Below are 25,027 nucleotides of genomic sequence, written 5' to 3'. Positions count from 1 at the left end.
CGCTTATTTCGACTCCTTCTCTTGATAAATTTCCAATTGCTCTTGTAAGTTGTATGGTAATTCCTCGAACATATTATTAATAAAATCTGATACTTGTTGTTTAGGTGCTTCGTCAGCTTTTTTAATTGCTTCTTTTATATCTTCTTTTGCTTTTTCAATTACATTATTTTCTTGTTCTTCAGACCATAAGCCTTTGCTTTCTAGGAACTTACGGAAGCGTACAAGTGGATCTTTCTTTTCCCACTCATCATCAAGTTCTGTAGAACGATAACGAGTTGGATCGTCTCCAGCCATTGTGTGAGGGCCATAGCGATATGTTAAGGTTTCGATCAACGTTGGTCCTTCACCGTTTACCGCACGCTCACGAGCTTCATTTACTGCAGCATAAACAGCTAAAGGGTCCATCCCATCAACTTGAATACCAGGTATTCCAGCCGCGACACCCTTCTGAGCAACAGTACCTGCTGCAGATTGTTTTTCCACTGGCGTAGAAATTGCAAATCGATTATTTTGAACAATGAAAATAGCTGGTGCTTTGTATGCTCCTGCAAAATTCATACCTTCATAAAAATCTCCTTGGCTCGCACCACCGTCACCTGTATAAGTAACTGCTACTGCTTTTTCACCACGTTTTTTCATCCCAAGCGCTACACCAGCACATTGAGTAATTTGTGCACCGATAATAATTTGCGGTGAAATCACATTTACTCCTTCAGGCATTTGATTTCCATGAAAATGTCCTCTTGAAAATAAAAATGCTTGATATAATGGTAAACCATGCCATACAATTTGTGGCACATCACGATATCCAGGTAAAATAAAATCTTCTTTTTCTAAAGCAAACTGACTAGCCAACTGGGAAGCTTCTTGACCTGCAGTCGGAGCATAAAATCCTAGACGACCTTGACGATTTAAACTAATACAACGTTGATCTAAGATACGTGTATAAACCATTCTTGTCATTAACTCTTTTAGTTGGTCATCTGATAGCTTAGGCATAGCGTCTTCATTTACAACTTCGCCTTCTTCATTCAAAATTTGAAGTGTTTGAAAATGCTCTTCTACTTTTGAAAGTTGTTCTTTAGTGTCAGTTTGGGTTGTTTTTCCCATCTGCTTCACCTCTTCCTTTCTTCTCCAATTAGTTATTTTCAGGGTAATTACACAATAAGTGATAACTTGGAACCCTTTGGCTTACTTATTAGATTATCCAATTTTGACTTTAACAAGCCATATTAAGGGTAGATAATAAGATAAGTTTCTTATGGTTATATGGATAATAGAATCTGTATCATTCATATCAAAGTAATTGATTAATACAATTTTTATTACATAAAAATATTACACCATCAAAACAGGAGTCGTCAATCTCTATGCTCATAGTTTTTTCAAGTTAATTGTATTGTTAACCGTATTTATATTTCTCTTCAAAAAAACAGTCTGTTATATTACAAATCCCCCATCTGTTATAATATATTTCATTTTCCCTATGGGCTGTTTTTGGATTGATTGTTGTTTTTTGTACTTAAGTTAAAAACATATATATAGCTAGCGGTTGTGGCATCTTTTCTTTTCAATAAGCTTTTGTGTTGATTGTTGCTTTTCATACTTAGAAATAAGCACGTTTACAACTAGCTTTCGTGGGATCTTTTCTACTTTAAAGCCTATGAACCTTCGTACAACGCATTATCTTGTTATTCTTCGCAAAAAAAGTAGCAATTTTCACAAAAAAATCTTCCCATAATAAAAAAGCGAGGTATAATATCCTCACTTTTTGTAGTTAAATTTATTCTTTTATTCACTCACATTAGAGTCATCTGAATGTTCAATCTCAAATCCTGCATTGTTATAGAAAGACAATTTTGATTCATTAAACTCGTTAGTCAATTGATTAAATTTTTCATTTGTATCCATGACGTTAGTATAGCTTTCATTTATTTTCGTGATATGAGATTCCAATTGTTCTAATGGTAAATCCTCAATTTGAAGCATTTCATATAGTTCTTTATCTAATGACAGTGATTGAACATACCGTTGGTGAAGATCTTCATATACAGTATAACGTTCGTTCATTAACTCAAATAAAGCTGTTGCTGATTTTTTTAAGTCTTCATCCTTCATGCTATCAGTAATTGACAGAATTGTTTCGAAATGCTTCTTCCCTGCTTCTATGCTCTCATATTCATTCTTCAGATGTTCTTCTCTCTTCGCAACAACATTAAGAGCTTCGTTAGAAAGGGTTACGATCTGATCAAAATCATCCATACTTAATGAAATAATTTGATCAAATAATTCTTTATCCTTTAGCTCTAACTCCGTCAAAGGTTCTTGTTGTTCTTCAAAATCAGTTTCAAGCGAAACGACCTCTTCCAGAGTATTGTAAATTTTTTCTTCAGGACTAGTACCACTACAAGCGGCTGTTCCAAGCAGTAACGCCACTAGCATACTGAGTACCCCTAATATTTTCTGTTGTTTATACACAATAATCCCCCTCACAACCTAACACTTTCTACTATAATGATATCTATGATATTTGACAATATGTACAAGAAAAATAATGATCGATTAGTACAATACATATTTATGAGCTTGTCTACTTGAAAATGACTGAATAATTTACATATATAGAGCTTTCTTAAAAGTTTTTTATAAACAAAGAAAATAAACATGAGCACATCTGTTCAAAGTAGTCTATTAACATGAATAGATACCTCGAATACGTGCATATTTGTTACTAGGCATATTTATAGTTCAAAATAATAATTGATTTTGTTAACAATTTCATAGGTATTTGATAGACTATAATAAAATAGGGCTCTTTTCTTAAACATTGTTGCTAATATTATAATTAAGGCTATTAGATGAAAATTATCCGAAACCTAAAATGCTAAAAGTCGAAAAGTTGCCTCGAGCACTAATTGTTTATATCTTAGTACAGAAAGCAACAATCTATGCGAAACCAGCCTAAAATAACTAGAAGATTTAAATAGGAGTGAAAATTCTTGATTAAAATGGAAGACATTATTAGAGAAGGCCATCCTGCACTTCGGAAAGTCGCTGAAGAAGTAGCAATGCCTCCATCAAAGGAAGATATAAATATTTTACAAAGCATGATTGAATATGTCCAGATGAGTCAAGATGAAGAATTGGCAGAAAAATATGACTTACGACCTGGTATAGGTTTAGCTGCACCTCAAATAAATGTATCTAAAAAAATGATTGCAATTCATGTTCATGACGCCAATGACACATTATTTAGCTACGCATTATTCAATCCAAAGATTGTTAGTCATTCTGTAGAAAAAACGTATTTAACAACAGGTGAGGGCTGCCTTTCAGTTGACCGAGAAGTTCCTGGGTACGTTCCACGATATGCTCGAATCACAGTAAAAGGAACCACATTAGAAGGTGAAAATATTTCTATACGCCTGAAAGGACTTCCATCCATCGTCTTCCAGCACGAAATAGACCATTTAAACGGCATCATGTTTTATGACCATATCAATGAAAAAGAGCCGTTTACATTGTTAGAAGAAGCCACACCTCTTGATAGATAACTAAAAGGATCAGACCCTAATTAAATTGGATCTGATCCTTTGCTATTCTCACCTACTTGTTTCATTTGTATTACTTGTGATCGTTTTCGTTTTAAAGTGCTTCGGAATATCTTACTGTTCTAATATAATCCTTTATCTTTGTTCATCATAACCATACCAGACCTCCCCCACTCTTGAATTACAAATATCACTTCATTTCTAAACATCTGGGACTTTTCAATTTTAATAGTAGAAGAAATTTAGTTATGTATAACTATTATATAATCCACCTATTTTTTAAAAAAAATATTATTGTTTGACTCAGCGATCGTTTATATCACTGCTGAAAAAAATCTTTACCGTGTATAGAGCAAAATTTTTGTTCCATTTTTACCCATGAGAACTTTAATCTTGAACACATATACTAGTAATAAAGATTGTAAATACCCTTTAACAATTACTAAAGTTCGTTTACAATAAATATATAAGGAGTTGACATAGCTATGCTAAAAAAACTCAGAAAAAAATTGTTGAAACAGTGGCGGGATCTTGTTGGAAAAAAATCTATTGCATAATAATATAAATGCATTTATGCCCTTCTACTGAAGGGCTCATTATTTAATTAGCACCATGGACCATTTTATTGTAAAATAAGTGAATGTAACTACTATAAATATATACTTTCATATACTTCAGCAAAAAAATGAAATATATGTTATTTTATTTATAATAAAACAAGTGAATTGTAATTTCGGAGGTTAAGGAGAGAGATAGGAATGATTTTTAAAGTTTATTTTCAGGAAGATGTACTTGAAGTACCAGTGAGAGAAAAGACGCAAACTGTGTACATAAACGCTGATTCAGAACAGGATGTAAGAGAAAAATTAAAAGATCGAAATCTAAATATTGAGTTTGTTCAGCTAGTAAGTGGTGAATATTTAGAATTCGAACAAAGAAATGAAGATTTTAAAGTATTGGAGAATTGATAACTAATGAAATTTGTAAAAAATGATCAAGTAGCGGTTTTCGCTCTAGGCGGATTAGGTGAAATCGGAAAGAACACGTATGGTGTTCAATATCAAGATGAAATAATCTTAATTGATGCTGGAATTAAATTTCCTGAAGATGAACTTTTAGGTATCGACTACGTAATACCAGATTATAGCTATTTAGTCAAAAATGCTAATAAAATAAAAGGTTTATTTATAACACATGGACACGAAGATCACATAGGAGGAATTCCGTATTTATTACGTGAGCTTAATATTCCTATATACGGTGGTAAATTAGCATTAGGCCTTATTAGAAATAAATTAGAAGAGCATGGACTATTACGAAGAACAACTTTTCATGAAATTAAAGAAGACGATATTATAAAATTTAGAAAAACAGCAATTACATTTTTCAGGACTACTCATAGTATCCCTGATTCTTATGGTATTGTTGTAAAAACTCCTGCAGGACAAATTGTACATACCGGTGACTTCAAATTCGACTTTACTCCTGTTGGAGAGCCAGCAAACTTAACAAAGATGGCAGAAATAGGGAAAGAGGGAGTGTTATGCTTACTTTCGGATAGCACAAACAGTGAAAATCCTGATTTCACTATGTCTGAAAGGCGTGTAGGTGATAGCATTCACGATATTTTTAGGAAAGTTGATGGTCGAATTATCTTTGCAACTTTTGCATCAAATATTCATCGATTGCAGCAAGTTACTGAAGCAGCGGTTGCTAATAATCGTAAAATCGCTGTATTTGGGAGAAGTATGGAAGGTGCTATCGAAATAGGCCAAGAGCTTGGATACATTCAATGTCCGAAAGATACATTTATAGATACGGCTCAACTCAACAGACTGCCAGCTAATCAAACTACAATTCTATGTACAGGTAGTCAAGGGGAACCAATGGCAGCTTTATCCAGGATTGCAAATGGCACACATAGACAAATTCAAATTATCCCTGGTGATACAGTTGTATTTTCATCTTCACCTATTCCTGGAAATACAATTAGCGTTAGCCGTACAATAGATAGGCTCTCAAGAGCAGGCGCTGAAGTTATTCATGGTCAATTAAATGACATTCATACTTCTGGGCATGGTGGACAAGAAGAACAAAAACTAATGCTACGATTAATTAAGCCTAAGTACTTTATGCCGATTCATGGTGAATATCGCATGCAAAAAATGCACACCAAGCTTGCTATTGATTGTGGTGTAGAGGAAGAAGATTGTTTTATTATGGACAATGGAGAAGTGCTTGCTTTAAGCAAAAAGGAAGCATCTGTTGCAGGAAAAATCCCTTCAGGATCAGTTTATATTGACGGTAATGGTATAGGGGATATTGGTAATATCGTTTTGCGCGATCGTCGTATCTTGTCAGAAGAAGGGCTGGTTATTGTTGTAGTTAGCATTAACATGAAAGACTTTAAAATTGCAGCTGGACCTGACATTATATCTAGAGGTTTCGTTTATATGAGAGAATCTGGAGACTTAATAAATGATGCTCAGAATTTAATAACAAAGCATTTAAATAAAGTCATGGAACGTCGCACAAGTCAATGGTCTGAAATTAAAAATGAAATTACAGATACTTTATCACCATTTTTATATGAAAAGACAAAACGCCGTCCAATGATTTTACCAATCATCATGGAAGTATAACTTAAGCAAAAAGGGCTTTCCGCTTGTTAAATGTATTTTCTATAAATAGAAAATACATAACAGCGAGGTAAGCCCTTTTTCTTTCTTATATCACATGTTTTTCAAATCTATTGATATCTGTATCTGCCCCGATAACAATTAAAATATCCCCTTCATGTATGTTTTCTGTTGCTTGAGGTGAAACAATGATCTCCTTACCTCGTTTAATTGCAACAATGTTTATTCCATATTGAGCCCGAATGTCTAAATCAATTAATGAATTACCATCAATTTTTTCACTTGCAACAATTTCGACAATGCTATGCTCATCTGATAATTCTAAGTAGTCTAATACGTTATTTGAAATAATATTATGCGCTATTCTTCTTCCCATATCTCGTTCGGGATGGACAATTTGATCAGCACCTATTTTAGAAAGTACTTTCTCATGATAATCATTCTGTGCTTTGACTGTTATATTTTCAACTCCGAGCTCCTTTAAAATGAGTGTAGTTAAAATGCTAGCTTGAATGTTATCACCAATTGCGATAATAACATGATCAAAATTTCTAATCCCTAAATTTTTTAATATTGACTCATCTGTAGAGTCTCCTATTACTGCATGGGAAGCGATATTAGCATACTCATTTACTTTATCTTCATCAATATCAAAAGCTAATACTTCCATACCTTGTTCACTTAAAGATTTACAAATACTTCCTCCGAATCTTCCTAGTCCAATTACTGCAAATTCTTTTTTCACGTTAACTCCTCCAATATAGTGAAGAAAATGGTTCAAATTGATTTTACCATAAAATATAGGCTGTTTTCGCATTGATTGATGCTTTTCGTTCTTAGATATAAGTGCACTTATATAGCTAACGTTCTAGGCTTCTTTATTTCTCTATAGACCATAACAATCATAATAAACATATTTGCTACTCAAATAAAAGTGAAAAACAACAAAGTTTACGAAATGAGCCAAAACAAAAAAAAGATAAGCAATCAAGCTTATCTCAGCATGTATTACTTATCTAACCATTTTCACTTAGTTAACTAACGTACTTATCTCATTAAGGCATAGTAAGCATTAACTAAACCTTGTCCATAGAATTCATCATGCCCATTTTTACCTAAATCTTCAGCTGATTTTTGTAAATGCAGTTTTACCTTTTTCGGTGTAATATCATCGTTTGTGGCATAAATAAGTGCCGCTACTGCCGATACTTTTGGAGCAGCCATGGATGTACCTACTTGCCAAGAGTATGAAGGGCCGATATAACTATAGTCAACAATTACACCATCGGCATCGTATTCATAAGATACATCCGGTACTGAACTAAGATTAAACTCGCCCTCAAATAAACGATTAGCGATATATTCGTCAAAAATTCCTGCATTTAAATATTCCATATACAATTCATAATTTCCACCAGGTGCTGCAACGTCAACAAACCCATTTCCGTAATTAGAGTAAAGAGCTAATTCATCAAAAGGACCTGTTGCTGATACCGACACTACGTTTGGAATACTCGCTGGAGCATAAAAGCTAGCACCTATAAATTCATACCCATCTGGACCATATTTTATATTTGCGAGTTCTGTAACTTCTTTATGATTTGATGCATTTATACCATCATTTCCTGCAGAGGTCACAACTAAAGCTCCTTTTTTCTCTGCATATTTCATCGCCCTAGAATATGCTACAAATTCAGCAACATCATCACCTAGTTTTGTTCTCTCACCAGTTTCAGGATCAGTGAAGTACACTTGCCCTTTAGCCATGATCCCCCCTAAGCTCATGTTAATTACATCAACACCATCATTGGCAGCGGCAATAATTGCTTCTACAATCCAAGCGTCATGAGCTCCGCCTTCAGCTGCGAATACACGATATGAACGGAAGCCTACATTCGGAGCAACACCTAAAATTTCGCCGTTTCCAGCGATTGTTCCAGCAACGTGCGTACCATGTCCGTTACGGTCTTGAATATCGTATAAATCACCCGTTTCGGACTTATCTACACCAGTGAATCCTCCAGCAGGTACAAAGTTTTTAGAACCTGGCAACAAGTTCTCTATAACATCAGGATGATTGACATCTATCCCAGAGTCTATAATACCTACGACAACATCATGATTTCCAGTGTTAATATCATAGCTAGCACCATCGTTTGTCACCCTTTTTATGTCCCATTGTAAATCATATAAGGAAGCATTATTTACATCAATTGATGTATCTTCTATATCGATTGAATGTAAATCAGGTGCATTTACGACTAACGAAGGGTTTGCAGCTGAGATGTCAGCGTGTTTTATTGCTTCCTTAGCAAAATCTGTAGGAGCTTTGACCTGAAGGACACCAATCTCCGGTATGGATTTAACTATTGTACCACCTAGCTCCTCAACGATTGAAGAGACATCATCTGGTAGTTGTTCTTTCTTAAAAACAATCGTATAAGAGATGCTTTCTTCTGATTTCGTTGAAGCAGACGTAGGTAGCGTCACACCTACTATTAGTAATGCTGTAAATAACAAACTTATAAATTTTTTCATCTTTTTTCCTCCCTTATATTTTGTACAATTATAAATATTCTATAATTTTAGATAAAATCCTTGCTACTTATCGACTATATCCTTATATTAATAATATAGGTAAAAAGCACTATATTAATCTTCTCATATAAGCTATGTAAGAATTGACTATAAATATTGTCAATAACGCTCAGGGCTTCTTTTCTTCTTTAGAGACTATAAAATCATATAATACATTTCATTTACTAAAATCTTGATAGTAATAAATACAAAGTAAGAAAAGAACCTTACTAATGCTTGTTTCCGCATTATTTCTTGCTTTTCGTAATACCAACTACACACGAATCTCAATAACGCTCAGGGCTTCTTTTCTTCTTAAGAGACTATAAGATCATATAATACATTTCATTTACTAAAATCTTGATAATAATAAATACTAAGCCTCAAAAAGAACCTTACTAATCCTTGTTTTCGGATCAATTGTTGCTTTTTGTAATATGAAGTAAACTCGAAAAATTTCAAACTTTCGGGGTTATTTTTCTTCTGTAAAACGATGACTAATATATAAAACCATTTTTCATGGATATAGTTTGAAACAATAACACAAAGCAAGAAAAGAACCTTACTAATGCTTGTTTCCGCATTATTTCTTGCTTTTCGTAATACCAACAACACACGAATCTTAATAACGCTCGGGGTATCTTTTCTTCTTTAGAGACTATAAAATCATATAATACATTTCATTTACTAAAATCTTGATAGTAATAAATACAAAGTAAGAAAAGAATCTTACAAAAAAACAAACCACCTTTTCGGTGGTTTGTTACTATCCTACTTCAAGCATTTTAAATTGTGCTTCAACCAACTTATAGTACTCTCCATGATGTTCCATCAACTGTTCATGTGTTCCATCTTCAATAATTTTACCTTGTTCAAGGACAAAAATATGATCAGCATCTCTAATCGTGGATAATCTATGGGCTATAATGATTGCAGTTCGACCATATAATAGTTCTTTTAGAGCCTGTTGGATTTTCACTTCTGTTTCTGTATCTATACTTGCTGTTGCTTCGTCAAGTATTAATATTTTTGGGTCAGCAAGCAATGCTCTTGCAAAAGATAATAGTTGTCTCTCTCCGACAGATAAGACATTGCCTCTTTCCTCTACTTCTGTCTCGTAGCCGTTAGCTAGTTTTTCAATAAAATCATGTGCACCAACGGCTTTTGCTGCTTCAATAATCTCATCTTCAGTTGCATCAGGTCTTCCAAAACGAATATTATCCATAATTGAACCTGAAAATATAAATGTATCTTGTAGAACTACACTAATTTGTGATCTAACACTGTCCAATAACAGATCTTTTATGTTATAACCATCTATTATTACTTCTCCACTTGTAGCATCATAGTTTCTACCTATTAAATTTGCAATCGTAGTTTTACCTGACCCAGTATGCCCAACTAGGGCAACAGTTTGACCTTGTTTAATTGATAATGAAACTTTGTCAAGTGCTGTTCTCTTGTCGTCATATGAAAAAGTCACATCACGAAAATCAATATCACCTTTCATATTTGGCAGTGGATTTGCATCTATTTTGTTTGAAACGAGTGGCTTCTCATCTAAAAATTCAAAAATCCTTTCACTAGATGCCATACCCATTAATAATTGATTGTAAACTTGGCCTAATCTTGAAATAGGTTCCCAAAACATACCTAAGTAAAAGGCGAACATAACAAACTCCCCGACGCTCAAGCTTTGACCTGTAATTAAAATTGATCCATACCAAATTAAGATCGCTGTACCAATCGCATTAGACATTTCAACAAATGGTCTAAAAAGAGCGTTCTTTTTTGTTGCATCTTTCCATGAAAGATAGGACTCAGTGTTTATACCATCAAAAAAAGTAATATTTTCAGGCTCTTGTGTATATGCCTGCGTCACACGAATCCCTTGAATACTTTCATTTAAGTGTGAATTCATTTTCGACTGCTTCATCCGCACATTTTGCCATGAACGTCGTATATTTTTACGTAAGCTTGTCGATATGATAAACATAATTGGTAAAATGACCATGATGGCAATCGTTAATGATGGACTATTTGAGAATAAAATAACAACAATACCTACTAAAATAATTAAGTCCATTAATAAATTAATGACACCATTTGTAAACAATTCCTGTAATGAATTAATATCGTTCATGATCCTAACTAATATTGAACCCGCTGATCGTTGATCAAAAAACTTGTGTGACAACCTTTGAACATGGGTAAATAGATGTTTACGTAGATCATAAATAATATTTTGACCAAGTAAATTCATCCAGCGAATACGCAACATATTTGCTACATACGAGACCGTATATAAAACAGCGATAATGATAACCAGTTTAATCAATAAGTCTGTATCCTTATATTTCACTGCTTGGTCTAGCGTGTAGATTCCTATTAAGATCGGAATAATGAGACGTACAGCTGTAGTTATAATAACTGTCAGGATCGCTAACGGTAAATATGATTTAACATATGGTTTCATGTAACTAAGCAATCGAACCATTTGATTCCAATTGAATGGTTTATCGATAGCTTGATCTGTGGAATAGTGAAATCTCTCTTTTACTAACTCATTCAGTTTTTCTTTTTTCATGTTCACCCCACCTTATCCGATCTGAGTAGCAAGAATACGTTTTTGATCTTTATATTGAATATCGTATATCCTTTTATACATCCCATTGTTCTTCAATAGCTCATTATGAAGTCCTCGTTCTACAATTCTACCTTCTTCTAATACTAATATTTCATCTGCATGTTTTAATGAAGAAATACGATGAGCGATAATAATCGTAGTTCTGTCCTTCATTACTTCCTGAAGTGCATGCTGAATTTTAAATTCAGTTTCCATATCAACAGCACTTGTCGCATCATCTAAAATGAGAATACTAGGATTAATACAAATTGCTCGAGCAATGGCAATACGCTGCTTTTGACCACCAGACAAGCCCATACCTCTTTCACCTAACAACGTATCATATCCATCAGGCAGATCCATTATAAACTCATGTGCATTCGCACGTTTCGCAGCATCAATGATTTCATCCATGGTCGCCCCAGGCTTTCCATAGGCAATATTCGCTTTTATTGTAGATGAGAATAAAAATGATTCTTGTAATACAACACCAATGTTTTTTCTCAAAGTATGGAGAGCGTAATCTTTTACATCCCTACCATCGATTTTAACAAAACCAGCTGCAGGGTCGTAAAATCTTGTTAATAATTGCGTAACACTCGTCTTTCCTGAACCAGTTGACCCAATGAGACCAATAACTCTCCCCTTTTCTGCATGAAAAGAAATATTCTTTATTGCAGCTGTATCCTCATCACTATATTCTAATGTAACTTGCTCAAACTCTATATTACCTTCAAGCTTTGCTGTAGTAATAGGTGTTTCAGCATTTTTAATTTCTTCTTCTGCCTCAAGAACTTCCAACAGTCTTTCACCAGAGGCTTTTGACTGTGAAAACAAATTGATTACAAACCCTAAGTTTGCTATCGGCCAAATAATGTACCAAACAAGGCTGAAAAAAGCTACTAATTCTCCAGGGTTTAGCTCTCCATTAATAACCAAGTTCCCACCATATGCTAATAACGCTACTACACATAGATTACCTATAAACTCCATTAACGGGAAAAATTTAGCCCATACATTGGCTGTATGCAAATATTTATCCTTATAATCATCATTCGTTGTATTAAATTTTGATATTTCAAATCCTTCTCTAGACAAGGATTTCACTGTATTAATTCCACTAATATTTTCTTGAACTTTAGTATTTAAGCGGCCAAATGATTTACGGATTCCCCTAAAGGCTGGATGAACTTGCTTATCAAACTTATAAACAACAATTGCTAAAAACGGTAAAGCAGCAATCGTTATCATTGCTAGTTCAATAGAATAATAAAACATAACAGATAAGCTTACTGTAATTAAAAGTATGAGACGAATAAATTCTGAAATACCGAATGATAAGAAAAATCTAAAACCTTCAACATCTGCAGTTAATCTTGACATTAAATCTCCTGTTTTGGCGTTGTCGTAATAACGAAAAGGCAAATATTGCAGTTTTTCATACAGTGTATTTCGAAGATGATACACAGATTTTATGCCAAACATATCACCTAAGTACTGTTGAAAAAAAGTTGCAATACCTTTTATAATCATAATTCCAACAAAGCCTAAAGCCAAATACGGAACAGCTGAGTGTTTACCACCAATAAAAACTTCATCAATTGTATATTGTAAAATGATTGGATACACTACAATAATTCCCGTTACAAACAATGAAAAAAATAATGACCATAAGAACAGATGTTTGTATGGCCAGTAAAAGCTTTTAAGTTTACGAAAAGTTTCCATCTTATGACCTCCTAACTAACTATTGGTTTTTTTAGACGTATAAATAAATATACCGTGTTTCATCATATTTTTCTACTATTTTCTATTTTTAAAATTCTATTCCCAATAATGACAATAAAACCAATTAATAAAACTGGAAGCTATTCAAAACAAAAAGCCCAAAATATACTTCACTTTGGGCTTCTTACATGGTTATTATTATTCAGCTTTTTCCGACTCTTCTAAAACACGATTTACACGCTTTGTCAACATTTTCATACCACTTCCACCTGCTTGAAAATGTCTCAATTTTCCTTCTTTATCAAACACATAATATGCTGGAACATATTGATTTTCAAATGCATCCGTTAACTTATGATCGTTATCTACGAAAAGGGGCTGCGATATATCATGTTCTTGAGCAACTTCTTTTACCTTCTCAATATCTAAATCCTTTTCTGATCGTGGCATATGGACTGCTACAACATTCAATTTATCTTTGTATTCGTCACGGAATTCATTTATTTGAGGCATCGCTTCTTTACATAACCCACAACTAACTGACCAATAATGAATTAACGTTGGCTTATCACCTACAAGTTGCTCTTTTGTTACTTCACCATTTAGCCAAGTTGTTGCTCCAGTTAACTCTGGCATTTGTTCTCTTAATTTCATTAAATTCACTCCTATAAGAGCATGTTCAAAAAGGAAGATAAAAGGCGTAGTGCTGAGATAAGTGTTTTGATTTCTCCGAGTAACTTGTAGTCTCACATACTACAAATTAATATTTACGAGTACCAAGTCCAGGAAGTACTATTCAAAATGTCACTTACCGTGAAATATTACATCCTTCATCCAGACTTTTTGAACAGCCTATATTAATATAATTACAACGATGATGCTAAGGAAGGGTCTAACATATTCGTTAGACCCTTTCTTCTATATGTTGCAGTTGTAAGCACATGTCTATTTGCATTTAAAGTGTTGTTTATACTTAGTGAATTAAAGTGTCTTTTGACCTGGTTTCCAGTTAGCTGGACAAAGACCTCCAGTTTGAAGAGCTTGTAGTACACGAAGTACCTCTTCAACCTCACGTCCAATATTATTATGGTGTACTACTTGGTACATTAATTCCCCTTCAGGGCTAATAATAAATAATCCACGAAGAGCAATTCCTTCTTCTTCAATTAAAACACCATAATCTCTTGATACAGCGTGATTTAAATCTGCAGCTAATGGATAGTTTAATTGTCCTAAGCCGTTGCTGTCTCTTGGTGTGTTAATCCAAGCCTTATGTGAATGAATTGAATCAGTTGAAACACCAATTACTTCAGCATCTAGATCTTCAAGTTCCTCATAACGATCTGAAATAGCAGTAATTTCAGTTGGACATACGAAAGTAAAATCCATTGGGTAGAAGAAAAGCACAGTCCATTTATCATTTTTCATGTTTTCCTCTAAACTTACTTTACCAAATTCTCCATTTGTTAAAACCGCGTCCATTTCAAAACGTGGTGCTTGTTTACCTACTAGACGTTCTGCCATATGTATTACCTCCAATATTATTGTAATTGAGAATTAATATGTTGAATTCTCACTAATGAATATCTTAACAAAAAAAATTATAATATACAATGTGTTTTTAGTCAATATTAAATTATAATTAATTTAAATAGATAGTTATTATATTTTTTTGGTGCATCATTTATTTTCTACACATAATAGTTTATCAAACAAACTAACGGATGAAAAATATTACGCCCTGATAATAGTACTATCATGACAAATGAGTTGTTTTTTCTAACATAAATGGTCTTTATTCCATACAAAGAAAACTAGGAATAGTTTGATTTCCTAGTCCTCTTTTTATTTCTTTAATCACCTTAGCCTAATTTATCTTCCACCTTCTGACACACTTCATTTGCAGATAACCCACTCGCTTCGATAACCGGGCCAGCTGTTGCTACATTATTCATTCCCATAAAGTTGGAGTCTTGCCCAGTTACAACACAACAATCACATCCTTGAGCGTCACTTTCCTGTTGTAACTGAACTACTTGATGTCCCTTCTCTTCAAGTGCCTGTTGTACTTGGGTTAACGATTGCTCAACTCCTACTTTTGCCATCAAAAACCACCTCCTCACATTTAATTTGGCTAACATCCAATAAAATATTCATTATAAAAGGGTCTAACCCCCTACCACTTAACTCGGTAATATAGTGGGGGTCAAACCCTGCTTGTAGTTAATATATTGTGTGATTAAGTTTATGGCTACTGGTATGGCTTGTTCGTTTGGCATGAGCTTTGCGTGATGTAAGCCATAGGGAGAGTCGACTCCTAACCAAAACATGAAGCCAGGAATATCCTTAATTAAATAACCAAAATCTTCACCTGTCATAGCCTCGGTGCATTCAATCATCTTTACGTCTGTCTGGTCGTTAACAAATTGCATGAACTCACGAGTTTTATCGCTATGGTTATTCACTTGGTAATAGTTCGATCCAAAGTCGATTTCTACTTCACATTGATACCCTATTTCAATCCCATTCAAGATAGATGTTATTCGACCTTTTACATCGTTCATTGCTTCTTCAGACAAAGTTCTAATCGTTCCTTCTAACCTTGCATTTTCTGCAATAATATTTTGTACTGTTCCTCCGGTAATTTTGCCAATGGTAACAACCGCACTATCAAGTGGATTGACATTTCTCGAAACGATAGATTGTAATTGAGAAACAAGTGCACAAGCTGCTACAACCATGTCATTTGTAAGATGCGGATAAGCAGCATGGCCACCTTTCCCCTTCAAATTAATAAATAATTCTGACGTATTAGCAAAAAGCAACCCTTCTTTTGTTGCAATCGTTCCAACAGGATATTCTGGCGCTATATGTAGAGCAAATATTTCATCTGGCTTCCACGCTTTCATTATCTCACTATTAAGCATTTCTAACGCTCCTCCAGGGCCTTCTTCAGCAGGCTGAAATAAAAAAAGAACGTCATCACGTATAGGGTGATTTACAATGTGAGTTAGCACGCCTAACGCAATACTCATGTGAAAATCATGTCCACACGCATGCATAATGCCTTTATGTTTACTTGAAAATTCATACCCAGTTTCTTCAGTAATTGGAAGCCCATCAATGTCAGCCCGATAACCTATGGTTTGTTGCGGATTAGTTCCTGCAACTTTAACGAATAAACCAGTTTTCCATTTCTTCATAACAAAGCGTTCAGCATTTAGAGTAGATAAGTAGTTAATTAAGTATTGTTGGGTTTTATTTTCTTTATAACCCAATTCAGGAATTTGATGTAAATCTCTTCGGATTTTTATAAAACGGTCCATTTCATTCAAATTTATACCTCCTTAAAACATAAGCGTGGACTTATTTGTCCACGCTTAGCATTATTTTTATAATTGTTTCTTTTCGTACTTAGATTAAGCACGTATACAGCGGCGTCTTTTCTACTTTTAACATTGTTGAGTTCTTACAAAACTCTTCATGCTGTCCATTCTTTGAGAATACGGCAAAAAAGATACGAAAAAGGCCTTTCTGTTATCACATTTACAGTTTTCTTAACTCTTGCATAATTTCAGTTTTTGATTTTGTTTTGTCGTCAATCTCTTTTATTACACGAGCTGGGGTGCCTGCTACTACCGTATTTGGACGCACATCATCAATAACAATAGCTCCAGCGGCTACTACTGCTCCTTGTCCAACAGTAACTCCTTCAAGAACGACCGCATTTGCTCCGATGACAACACCATCTTCAATTACAACCGGTTTTGCTGAAGGTGGTTCAATCACACCAGCAAGTACTGCACCTGCTCCGATATGACAGTTTTTCCCTACTGTTGCTCGTCCTCCTAGAACAGCATTCATATCGATCATCGTTCCCTCACCTATAACTGCACCAATATTAATAGAAGCTCCCATCATAATTACAGCATTGTCTCCTATTTCCACTTGGTCTCTAATAATCGCACCTGGTTCAACTCGTGCTTTTATATTTTTAAGGTTCAGCATTGGAATAGCAGAGTTTCTACGGTCATTTTCAATTACATAATCAGAGATCTTTTCTTTATTACTCTCTAGAGCAGATTGAATGTCTTCCCATTCTCCAAAAACTACTCCTGTATCTCCAGTTATAAATGTTTGAGAATTAGCACCAAACTCAAGACCTTCCAACTCACCTTTTATGTATACTTTTACAGGGGTTGATTTTTTACTATTTGAAATAAAAGATATGATCTCGTTAGCATCCATCATTTTCATAGCTTATACCTCCACAACTTTACTTGTTTAATTAGTTATTCTGTTATACTTTAACAGACAAAAGAATATGTGACAACTGTTTTAGAACTCTACAAAGTTACTGTTTTGAGTTCTTTATTATATCAATAAATGCTTGTACTTGTTTTAGCTGAAATGCAGATTCATAACCAAGTAACCATGTATCTCTAGTAATTGGACGGTCATTTTCATCTAATAATGGAATTCGATACATGTTAGAATCCCCATCTAGAGTAACAGATGGCAGGATGGCATAGCCAATTCCATGTAAAACCATTTGTTTACAAGTTTCAATTTGATCTACAACGATTGTCCTTTTAGGAGTTGTCTGAAATTGACGATGCCACCAATTTTGTATTTCTTGATAATAAGTAGAGTCACTTTTAAATTGGATAAAAGGCCTTTCAGTTTCTAAAACTTGTTCAATTTTATTAATTTCTGTATCAACTAAATATAAAGTATCCGACAGTAGATGCTTTTTTACACCCTTCCACTCTGGATTACCTCGGATAATACCAATATGCACTGAATCCTCATACAAGCTTTTTAAAATATCACTACTCCACCCTGTTATTAACGATATTTTTGCATGTGGATAAGTATTGACAAACTGTTTTAACACACTCGGTAACCAGTGCTGTCCGATAATCGTTGCAACTGCTATTTTTAAAGTTCCGTGTATTTCTTGGTCTAACTTGTTGATCTCTTCTCGAACCTTTTCTTCATTTCTCACTACTTCCATTGCATAGTTTACAATTTTTTCACCAGCCGGTGTTAATGTTAATCCTTTTTGGGAACGAAGAAAGATTTGAGTATCCCATGTTTTTTCTATAGAATGAAGCCTTTGTGACAGCGCAGGTTGAGATACAAATAACTTTTCTGAAGCTTTACGCATATTTAATTCTTGAGCTAACACAACTAATAATTGAAACTCTGAAAATTGCATGTTCATACCTCTAACTCAGTTTTTCTTATCGCTTCAATAGATGAAATATCAGCGAACAATGCTATTTATTTAATTTGTGAACGTGGCGATTTAATTGTTTTAAAATAGCTCTTCGGGTAAATATTCCTTCCAACGTCTCATCATCATTTTGTACGCACACAAACGGATGATTAACGACCAAATTTAAACCTTTTGTTAAGGAATCACTTACATATAATCTTGGAATATCACTATTCATGACGTCTTCAACTTTCATATTTTCAAGTTGCTCAAATTCAATTCTTTCTAAGCCTAAAATAGCATCAAATATCATCGTAGAACTTATTAAGCCATGTAAACGATACATTGGGTCCAATACAGGTACTGCTGTATATCCAGACTTTGTTAATACTAACAAGGCATGCTCTAAACTATTCCCTATTTGTACATGGGCCACTTTATCAGCTGGAATAAGTAAATCCTTAATGTTTGTTTCTAAGAATTCACTACTGTGTAAGCTTATCATTGCTGATCTTCCCCTTTAACTATTCATTTTCCTTTTTATTGTATCACACTATTAGCAATAATACTTTATGTAAGGGCTGTTGCTTAACTACTTTGTATAGCGGTTTGCATAACAAAAAGCAGCGTAAGAATCTGGTTTAATTTTTGCTTCTATTCCCATTGCAGTAATTCTCCCTGTCATTTCATGTATCAATTCCTTTGTCATCCCTTTTTTACCGATATCTAAATGAACTTCTAATCGAAAATCAGCCCCTTTATCAATATAAGGTAAAATAACCTCCGATAACTCTGTTACATACTTTGTCGTAAAATCATAAGCAATTTCTTGGCTTAAACTAGTTTCTAAAGATATTTTTTCCCGCAAACTTCGAACCGGGCGAGATAAATTGTAGTTTTTCAAACATCCCCAAGCACCTTTACCCACCCTATGTAAGTGAATAGCGGTAATAAAACGAGTAATTTCTTTATGAATATGTGAATCTGTGCCTATCGATAAAACATAAAGCGAATGGGGGTCACTTTTCATGAATTCAGTGATTCTACAGATAACTGTTTCAAATGACATATTCGTTTCCGATATATTATAAAACATGAGCTTATCATTCATTTGTTATCCCACCCCTGGCATTATTTACTATAATATACGTAGTCTTGGATGAAATAGTTCTATAAATTAATGCTTATAAATAGAATGGTTTATTTCGTAAAACTCTTTTCGTAGCATTGCTGCAATTTCTCTTGAAAACTACCAGTAAAATAAAGTTTTAATCGATTGTTACGTATATTTAAGTAAATGATGTCTAGGAATATTTCTATTGTCTATAAAGTAGAAAAGATGACTCGAACGTTTGCTGTATTCGTGTTTAGACTCTTATTACGAAAAGCAACAATGAATGCGACTAGAGCCAAAAAAAGAACCCTCTTTAAAAGAGGGCTCATCCTTTACTTGTTTCAATATTGCGTGCAACAAAATTACATTTAGGGCATGTATAAATAACATTTTGATTTGATTGGGCTGTTAAAACAGAAGCTATCGTTGATGTTGATTTACATTGTGGGCAAACGACAAAAATATCTGGAAACAATCAACCACCTCCCTGAATATATATTACCGATAATTTTTTACAATTACTGAATTAAGTCAAATATCTCTATTGCAATCATGTCAATATTATCAAATTGGTATCGCTTAGACTGTTCTCCTTTTTCATAAACCTCCAGCTCAAAAGCATTATTATTTTGAAAGAATTTAACACTGCATTTTTTTTCTCCTTCCACTTCAAAAAATCGCTGGGATAAATCTCCCTGCAACGTATTTTCGCGCAAACTATTGAGACGATTTATGATTGCTTGTAATTGTGACATCATATCGCTCTCCTTTACTACATGGGTTATTATATATGTTTTACTATCAATGAAATTTTCATCACTATTTTTCATGATTTATCTTTCTGAATTTTCTGTTCATTACTTTACTTATATAAATAAAGCACATACAATAAAAGGTATTAAATACTCTTTTTGCAAAGGGGAGATATATAATTGAGTATGCCTGTTCAAATTTTTGATGACATTTTTTTAACTGACGATTTTGATTTAGGAATGCAGGAAAGGACTGGAACTTTTGTAATTAAAACCGATAAGCCAACGATAATAGAAACTTGTGCTAGTCCATCGATACCATACATATTGAAGGGTTTGGCTGATATAGGCGTTGAACCTGAAGAGATTGTTTATATAATCGTTACCCATATACATCTTGATCATGCAGGAGGAGCTGGATTATTATTATCACATTGTCCAAATGCTAAAGTTATCGTACACCCTAAAGGCGCAAGACATTTAGTTGATCCATCCAAATTAATAGCGGGCGCTAAAGCAGTCTACGGTATGAATTTCAATACATTATTTGACCCAATTGTTCCCATCGAAGAAAACAAAATTGTAATTATGAAAGATAAAGAACAACTTCAAATTGGCAAAGATCGAATGTTAACTTTTTACGATACACCTGGCCATGCAAATCATCATTTCAGCATTTATGACCCAATCAGTAAGGGAATATTTACAGGTGATACTCTAGGCATTTATTACAAACAATTAAGTGAGCTAAATATCTTGCTGTTCTTACCTTCAACATCTCCAAATCAATTTGACCCAAAAAAAATGTTACATTCTGCAAAAGTGATTAAGCAACTAGATATAAAAGCCATTTATTTTGGACATTATGGCATGACAACAAATGTGGAGGAAGTATTCAATCAACTTCATTATTGGATACCGAAATTTATTGATGCAGGAACTAAAGGTATTAACAAAAATAATGAACATAAAGTTCAAGCAGTAACTGAGGAACTATTTTCAATGATTTCTGCTTATCTTCACGAGCAAGGAGTTCCCGAAAGCCATCCGATTTACAATATTATACCTATGGATATGTCAGTCTGTGCAATGGGAATTGTAGATTATTTAGGTAAGAATGATTTGATTGAAGATATGTCCCATGAAGGATGAGCTACATGTGTACATATGTTACAATAGAGGTCGACAAAGCTGTTTACATACTTTAGACTATTTCTAAACAATTAGAATAGTTTTATCATCATTGCTATAGTATAAGAAACCAAGATCCCTATATCTTAACCTGAGCACAGCTTATAACAATACGTCAGGAGGCCTTTGATTTGTTATGAGAAGCATCACTGTATATAGCCAACCAGACTGCCCACCTTGTGAGGTTGTTAAAAAATTTTTGGCACACCACAAGATAACATATCAAGAGATCGATATTACAAAAAATAAACGTGAAAGAGAACGTTTAATTAATGAATATAAAGCCTATTCTACACCAACAATTATTATTGATGATGAAATTGTAAAAGGTTTTGATCTCACAAAATTAGCTAATATACTTAATATAGAAGAATAGTCGTGAGTCTGTTGTAACGTGGGTTATACAAAACAAACAAGGTGGAGAGTCTACTCCACCTTGTTTGTTCTTTCAATTTCGCTAATTCGATACGGTTTACTCTCGCTACTTTCAATCTCCGCAATTTTCCATTCACCTTCTACCTTGCTAAGTGTAACAATTTCATAATGGTCAGGACTTGTAAATAAGATGTTATTTTCTTCTAAAAAATATTCATAAATATATATTTGCTGCAATTGTATGTCGTATATTACTACTGTTTGATCTGTATACGAAAAGAATGGAATGTAATAACGTGCAATATCGGTTCCAAGAGTTATGTAACCATCTTCTTCTTGAACAACTTTCTCACTAATAAACTTATTCATAAATTCATCATTAAAATACGGTGAGAGTAACTCAGTGATTTCTTCATGTGTACGATAATCTTCACTTAAGGAGACTTGTGTGTTAAAGGCATCTTGGAGATGATTAATTATGTTTTCCTTAGAGGGGAGTGTATATAATTGCGTATCTTCAACAGAACAGTACAACAAGGCGATAGACAGCAACAGTTGGGTGAAGTAATTGACCAAATAATTCTCCTTTCTTAACTAGATTTTATAGTTAATATCATTGTATCAACAAATATGACTTGATTTAGCATAAATCGTTCGTAAATATCCATAATATTTTGACATTTTTCTCTGCACTAATGTTGTTTTTTTCTACATAAACTATAGTGGTGCACACAAAAACACCCTATTCTTGAAAACCTTATTAAGAATAGGGGTTAATAGAAGACTTAGCTTGGTTACCAATTTGTGTTTACAACTAAATAATTCAAATTGGCTTGGCTGACCAATTTGTGTTTACAATTAAATAACTCAAATTGGATTGGCTGACCAATTTGTGTTTACAACTAAATAACTCAAATTGGCTTGGCTACCAATTTGAGTTAACAGCTAAATAAATCATATAGGCAACAACCAATCCAAGTGCTATTAAATATGCAATAAAAATAGGATTTCTCATAACTGGGTGATCTTGGACCTTTTCATTTAATTCCGGGTCATACTCATCTTGTTGCAATTTTAATGCCCTTCCTAACCTGTAGGTATAGATTAGACCGATCGTTAATATAAGGATCGAAATAATCATCAGTATAAATGTTAAATTATTCACTGAATCACCACCTTCACACATCCTTTTTTTACTTTCTCACAAATAAGTTATCTATATTCAGACGTATTTTTTATGGTGATATTTACTAAATAAAACTAGGGATATACCAAAGAAATTATTCGGTATATCCCTTATATTCACATCTATTTTGTTATTTTTTTCTTAAAATGGAATTTGATTTAAATACTGGCCACCATCCATTGTCACACATTCACCATTAATATATGCAGCATCTTCTGATAATAAATAGTATGCCAAGCTAGCTATCTCTTCAGGTGTTCCTAATCGACCTAATGGAACACTTTGGAGTGTACGCTTTGCTGCTTCTTCAGAAATAAACAATTTCTCAGCTCCACCTGTTCTTTCTATCGGACCAGGTGCGATAGCATTCACTCTAATCCCGTATTTTCTTCCCCATTCAACTGCTAAAGTTCTTGTCATTGTCAAAACTCCAGCTTTTGCACATGCAGAATGAATAACTCCAGGACCTGCATCCCAGGCATATGTGGCTACCATATTTAGGATACTTCCTTTTATCCCTTTATCTATAAAATACTTTCCAACCTCTGAACTACAATAGAATGTACCGTTTAACACAATATCAATGACTGCATTCCAACCATTTACAGATAAATTTTCTGCTGGAACTAGAAAATTACCTGCCGCATTATTTACTAGTGAATCAATTCTACCGAATTTTTCATCAGTTTCTTTTACCATTCGTGAAACATCTTCAATATTCCTGACATCCATCTGTACTGTCAACACTTGTCCGTCAAAGGTTTCTATTTCTTTTTTAACTTCATTAAGTTTTTCCACATTTCGCCCTGTAATGACAACATTCGCACCTTCTTGAGCAAATTTCATTGCCATGTATTTACCCATTCCACTAGAACCGCCAGTTACTATAACTACCTTATCTTTCATCATGTGAACCCCCTTTTAAAATGAATGAATGTCCATTCATTTTAATCATACCATGTCTTTTCTAAATTTTCTAATCTTTTAATTAAGTTTTTAGAAAATAATGTATGTTACTATTCTATCTTTTTATTCTCCCTGCTAACAAGTATAATAAACATAAGATTTATATAGATTTTATTTGTATTTATAGGTAGGTTGAGAAATAAAATGACACAGAAGCAAACGAGAAGAACATTTTTAAAACGCTCATTTTCTATCACTGTTGGTAGTTTGTTAGCAACCTCATTAGGTTATTATTATGCAAGGTATATTGAGCCGAAACAACTGTCTATAGTCCATCAAAATATATCCCATCAACTCATTCCAAACAATTTTGAAGGTCTAAAAATTGTTCAATTTAGTGATTTACATATTGGATATAACTATAATTTGAAGCAACTTCAAAGTGCAGTGAATAAAATTAACGAAGAAAAACCAGATATAGTATTATTTACAGGTGACTTAATTGATAGTCCTATGACGTTTAAAGATGCTGATAAAATACCAGCAATTTTAAAAAGTATTAAAGCTCCACTAGGTAAATTTTCTATATACGGCAATCACGACCATGGTGGATATGGATCAAATCTTTATCTTGAAATTATGAACAAAGCAGAGTTTACATTGCTAGTAAATGAATCAACTATTATTAGTTTACCTGATGGTAGTCAAATATGTTTAGTAGGAGTTGATGATTTATTACTAGGACATCCTGACTACGATAAAGCTTTGAAAAATGTTCCACAAGAGCTCTTCACGATATTATTAGCACATGAACCAGATGCTGCTCAAGTGACATCAAAATACCCAATTCATCTTCAACTATCTGGCCATAGCCATGGAGGGCAAGTACAGCTACCTTTTTTTGGTCCACTAATTACCCCTCCACTAGCAACAACATATGTTGAGGGTTTTTATGAAGTAGAAGAAAGCAATTTGAGTGTCTATGTAAATCGCGGTATTGGGACAACACGACTCCCATTCCGTTTTTTATCAAAGCCCGAAATAACTGTTTTCCATCTTAATGCTTAATAATAGACTAGAGCCTGTTGTTAGCATTGTATTCTAATATGAGTACTAATGTTTTACCGTTATAGATAAAACTCCTATCCTGACGTGTTCTCA

The 25,027-nt window shown here is 33.7% G+C and carries 25 protein-coding genes; 6 read left to right on the top strand and 19 right to left on the bottom strand.

What is annotated here, in order from left to right; all coding sequences use genetic code 11:
* Nucleotides 1-3: 3 nt before the first annotated feature.
* A complete protein-coding gene (pdhA, locus tag V1503_RS17375; RefSeq protein WP_214480003.1) occupies nt 4-1,110 on the bottom strand; it encodes a pyruvate dehydrogenase (acetyl-transferring) E1 component subunit alpha in 1,107 nt (368 codons plus the stop codon).
* 681 nt (nt 1,111-1,791) lie between these two features.
* Entirely contained in the window at nt 1,792-2,478 is a 687-nt protein-coding gene (locus V1503_RS17370; protein WP_410628495.1) for a YkyA family protein, read from the bottom strand.
* A 521-nt stretch (nt 2,479-2,999) separates the two neighbouring features.
* Here V1503_RS17370 and def point away from each other — a divergent pair.
* The 3 genes from def (at nt 3,000) to rnjA (ending at nt 6,193) form a co-directional block, all read left to right on the top strand.
* Nucleotides 3,000-3,554, top strand: a complete 555-nt coding sequence (gene def / locus V1503_RS17365) for a peptide deformylase (RefSeq protein WP_214480005.1) — start codon at nt 3,000-3,002, stop codon at nt 3,552-3,554.
* Between the two features lie 755 nt (nt 3,555-4,309).
* A complete protein-coding gene (locus V1503_RS17360) occupies nt 4,310-4,519 on the top strand; it encodes a DNA-dependent RNA polymerase subunit epsilon (protein ID WP_214480006.1) in 210 nt (69 codons plus the stop codon).
* Between the two features lie 6 nt (nt 4,520-4,525).
* Entirely contained in the window at nt 4,526-6,193 is a 1,668-nt protein-coding gene (gene rnjA / locus V1503_RS17355) for a ribonuclease J1 (protein WP_214480007.1), read from the top strand.
* 85 nt (nt 6,194-6,278) lie between these two features.
* Here rnjA and V1503_RS17350 read toward each other — a convergent pair whose 3' ends face one another.
* From V1503_RS17350 to V1503_RS17285, 14 genes are all read right to left on the bottom strand, one after another.
* Nucleotides 6,279-6,935: a potassium channel family protein gene (locus V1503_RS17350; protein WP_214480008.1), complete on the bottom strand. Its 657-nt coding sequence runs from the start codon at nt 6,933-6,935 to the stop codon at nt 6,279-6,281.
* Between the two features lie 302 nt (nt 6,936-7,237).
* Nucleotides 7,238-8,728, bottom strand: coding sequence for a S8 family peptidase (locus V1503_RS17345; protein ID WP_410628490.1), 1,491 nt, complete (start codon nt 8,726-8,728; stop codon nt 7,238-7,240).
* An 805-nt stretch (nt 8,729-9,533) separates the two neighbouring features.
* On the bottom strand, nt 9,534-11,354 hold the full coding sequence (locus tag V1503_RS17340; RefSeq protein ID WP_410628488.1) for an ABC transporter ATP-binding protein: 1,821 nt from the start codon (nt 11,352-11,354) through the stop codon (nt 9,534-9,536).
* Between the two features lie 12 nt (nt 11,355-11,366).
* Nucleotides 11,367-13,121: an ABC transporter ATP-binding protein gene (locus V1503_RS17335; protein ID WP_410628486.1), complete on the bottom strand. Its 1,755-nt coding sequence runs from the start codon at nt 13,119-13,121 to the stop codon at nt 11,367-11,369.
* A gap of 198 nt (nt 13,122-13,319) precedes the next feature.
* Nucleotides 13,320-13,775, bottom strand: a complete 456-nt coding sequence (locus V1503_RS17330; RefSeq protein ID WP_214480012.1) for a TlpA family protein disulfide reductase — start codon at nt 13,773-13,775, stop codon at nt 13,320-13,322.
* Nucleotides 13,776-14,102: 327 nt separating this feature from the next.
* Nucleotides 14,103-14,645, bottom strand: coding sequence for a peroxiredoxin (locus tag V1503_RS17325; protein ID WP_214480013.1), 543 nt, complete (start codon nt 14,643-14,645; stop codon nt 14,103-14,105).
* A gap of 338 nt (nt 14,646-14,983) precedes the next feature.
* Nucleotides 14,984-15,226 (bottom strand): YkuS family protein, encoded by a 243-nt coding sequence (locus tag V1503_RS17320; protein WP_214480014.1) that lies wholly within the window; start codon nt 15,224-15,226, stop codon nt 14,984-14,986.
* Between the two features lie 78 nt (nt 15,227-15,304).
* Nucleotides 15,305-16,447: an N-acetyldiaminopimelate deacetylase gene (locus V1503_RS17315; RefSeq protein ID WP_410629461.1), complete on the bottom strand. Its 1,143-nt coding sequence runs from the start codon at nt 16,445-16,447 to the stop codon at nt 15,305-15,307.
* Nucleotides 16,448-16,667: 220 nt separating this feature from the next.
* Entirely contained in the window at nt 16,668-17,378 is a 711-nt protein-coding gene (gene dapD / locus V1503_RS17310; protein ID WP_214480016.1) for a 2,3,4,5-tetrahydropyridine-2,6-dicarboxylate N-acetyltransferase, read from the bottom strand.
* A 97-nt stretch (nt 17,379-17,475) separates the two neighbouring features.
* Nucleotides 17,476-18,342: a transcriptional regulator CcpC gene (ccpC, locus tag V1503_RS17305; RefSeq protein ID WP_214480017.1), complete on the bottom strand. Its 867-nt coding sequence runs from the start codon at nt 18,340-18,342 to the stop codon at nt 17,476-17,478.
* Between the two features lie 61 nt (nt 18,343-18,403).
* The gene (gene cbpB, locus V1503_RS17300) at nt 18,404-18,847 is read right to left on the bottom strand and encodes a cyclic-di-AMP-binding protein CbpB (protein ID WP_214480018.1); all 444 of its coding nucleotides are present in this window, start codon (nt 18,845-18,847) and stop codon (nt 18,404-18,406) included.
* Nucleotides 18,848-18,934: 87 nt separating this feature from the next.
* Nucleotides 18,935-19,453, bottom strand: coding sequence for a ribonuclease H-like YkuK family protein (locus tag V1503_RS17295; RefSeq protein ID WP_214480019.1), 519 nt, complete (start codon nt 19,451-19,453; stop codon nt 18,935-18,937).
* A gap of 328 nt (nt 19,454-19,781) precedes the next feature.
* Complete coding sequence (locus V1503_RS17290) at nt 19,782-19,931, bottom strand: hypothetical protein (protein ID WP_320257061.1); 150 nt, start codon at nt 19,929-19,931, stop codon at nt 19,782-19,784.
* 43 nt (nt 19,932-19,974) lie between these two features.
* Nucleotides 19,975-20,211: a YkuJ family protein gene (locus tag V1503_RS17285; RefSeq protein WP_214480021.1), complete on the bottom strand. Its 237-nt coding sequence runs from the start codon at nt 20,209-20,211 to the stop codon at nt 19,975-19,977.
* Nucleotides 20,212-20,388: 177 nt separating this feature from the next.
* Here V1503_RS17285 and V1503_RS17280 point away from each other — a divergent pair, with 177 nt between their 5' ends.
* Together V1503_RS17280 and V1503_RS17275 are read left to right on the top strand one after the other, a co-directional pair.
* Nucleotides 20,389-21,360 (top strand): MBL fold metallo-hydrolase, encoded by a 972-nt coding sequence (locus V1503_RS17280; protein ID WP_410628479.1) that lies wholly within the window; start codon nt 20,389-20,391, stop codon nt 21,358-21,360.
* A gap of 175 nt (nt 21,361-21,535) precedes the next feature.
* A complete protein-coding gene (locus tag V1503_RS17275; RefSeq protein WP_410628477.1) occupies nt 21,536-21,775 on the top strand; it encodes a glutaredoxin domain-containing protein in 240 nt (79 codons plus the stop codon).
* Between the two features lie 50 nt (nt 21,776-21,825).
* On the opposite strand, the gene V1503_RS17270 is transcribed toward V1503_RS17275, so the two are convergent.
* From V1503_RS17270 to fadH, 3 genes are all read right to left on the bottom strand, one after another.
* Nucleotides 21,826-22,350: a DUF3993 domain-containing protein gene (locus V1503_RS17270; protein ID WP_410628475.1), complete on the bottom strand. Its 525-nt coding sequence runs from the start codon at nt 22,348-22,350 to the stop codon at nt 21,826-21,828.
* Nucleotides 22,351-22,699: 349 nt separating this feature from the next.
* Entirely contained in the window at nt 22,700-22,939 is a 240-nt protein-coding gene (locus V1503_RS17265) for a hypothetical protein (protein ID WP_320257058.1), read from the bottom strand.
* 162 nt (nt 22,940-23,101) lie between these two features.
* Nucleotides 23,102-23,866 (bottom strand): 2,4-dienoyl-CoA reductase, encoded by a 765-nt coding sequence (fadH, locus tag V1503_RS17260; protein ID WP_214480026.1) that lies wholly within the window; start codon nt 23,864-23,866, stop codon nt 23,102-23,104.
* 204 nt (nt 23,867-24,070) lie between these two features.
* On the opposite strand from fadH, the gene V1503_RS17255 reads away from it, so the two are divergent.
* Entirely contained in the window at nt 24,071-24,934 is an 864-nt protein-coding gene (locus V1503_RS17255; protein WP_320257057.1) for a metallophosphoesterase, read from the top strand.
* Nucleotides 24,935-25,027 lie beyond the last annotated feature (93 nt).

The organism is Nanhaiella sioensis (assembly GCF_046557775.1).
In the GTDB taxonomy this organism is placed as follows: domain Bacteria; phylum Bacillota; class Bacilli; order Bacillales; family SM2101; genus Nanhaiella; species Nanhaiella sioensis.
Note: the sequence above shows the minus strand (reverse complement) of the source record. Positions and strands in the feature narration are given on the sequence as shown.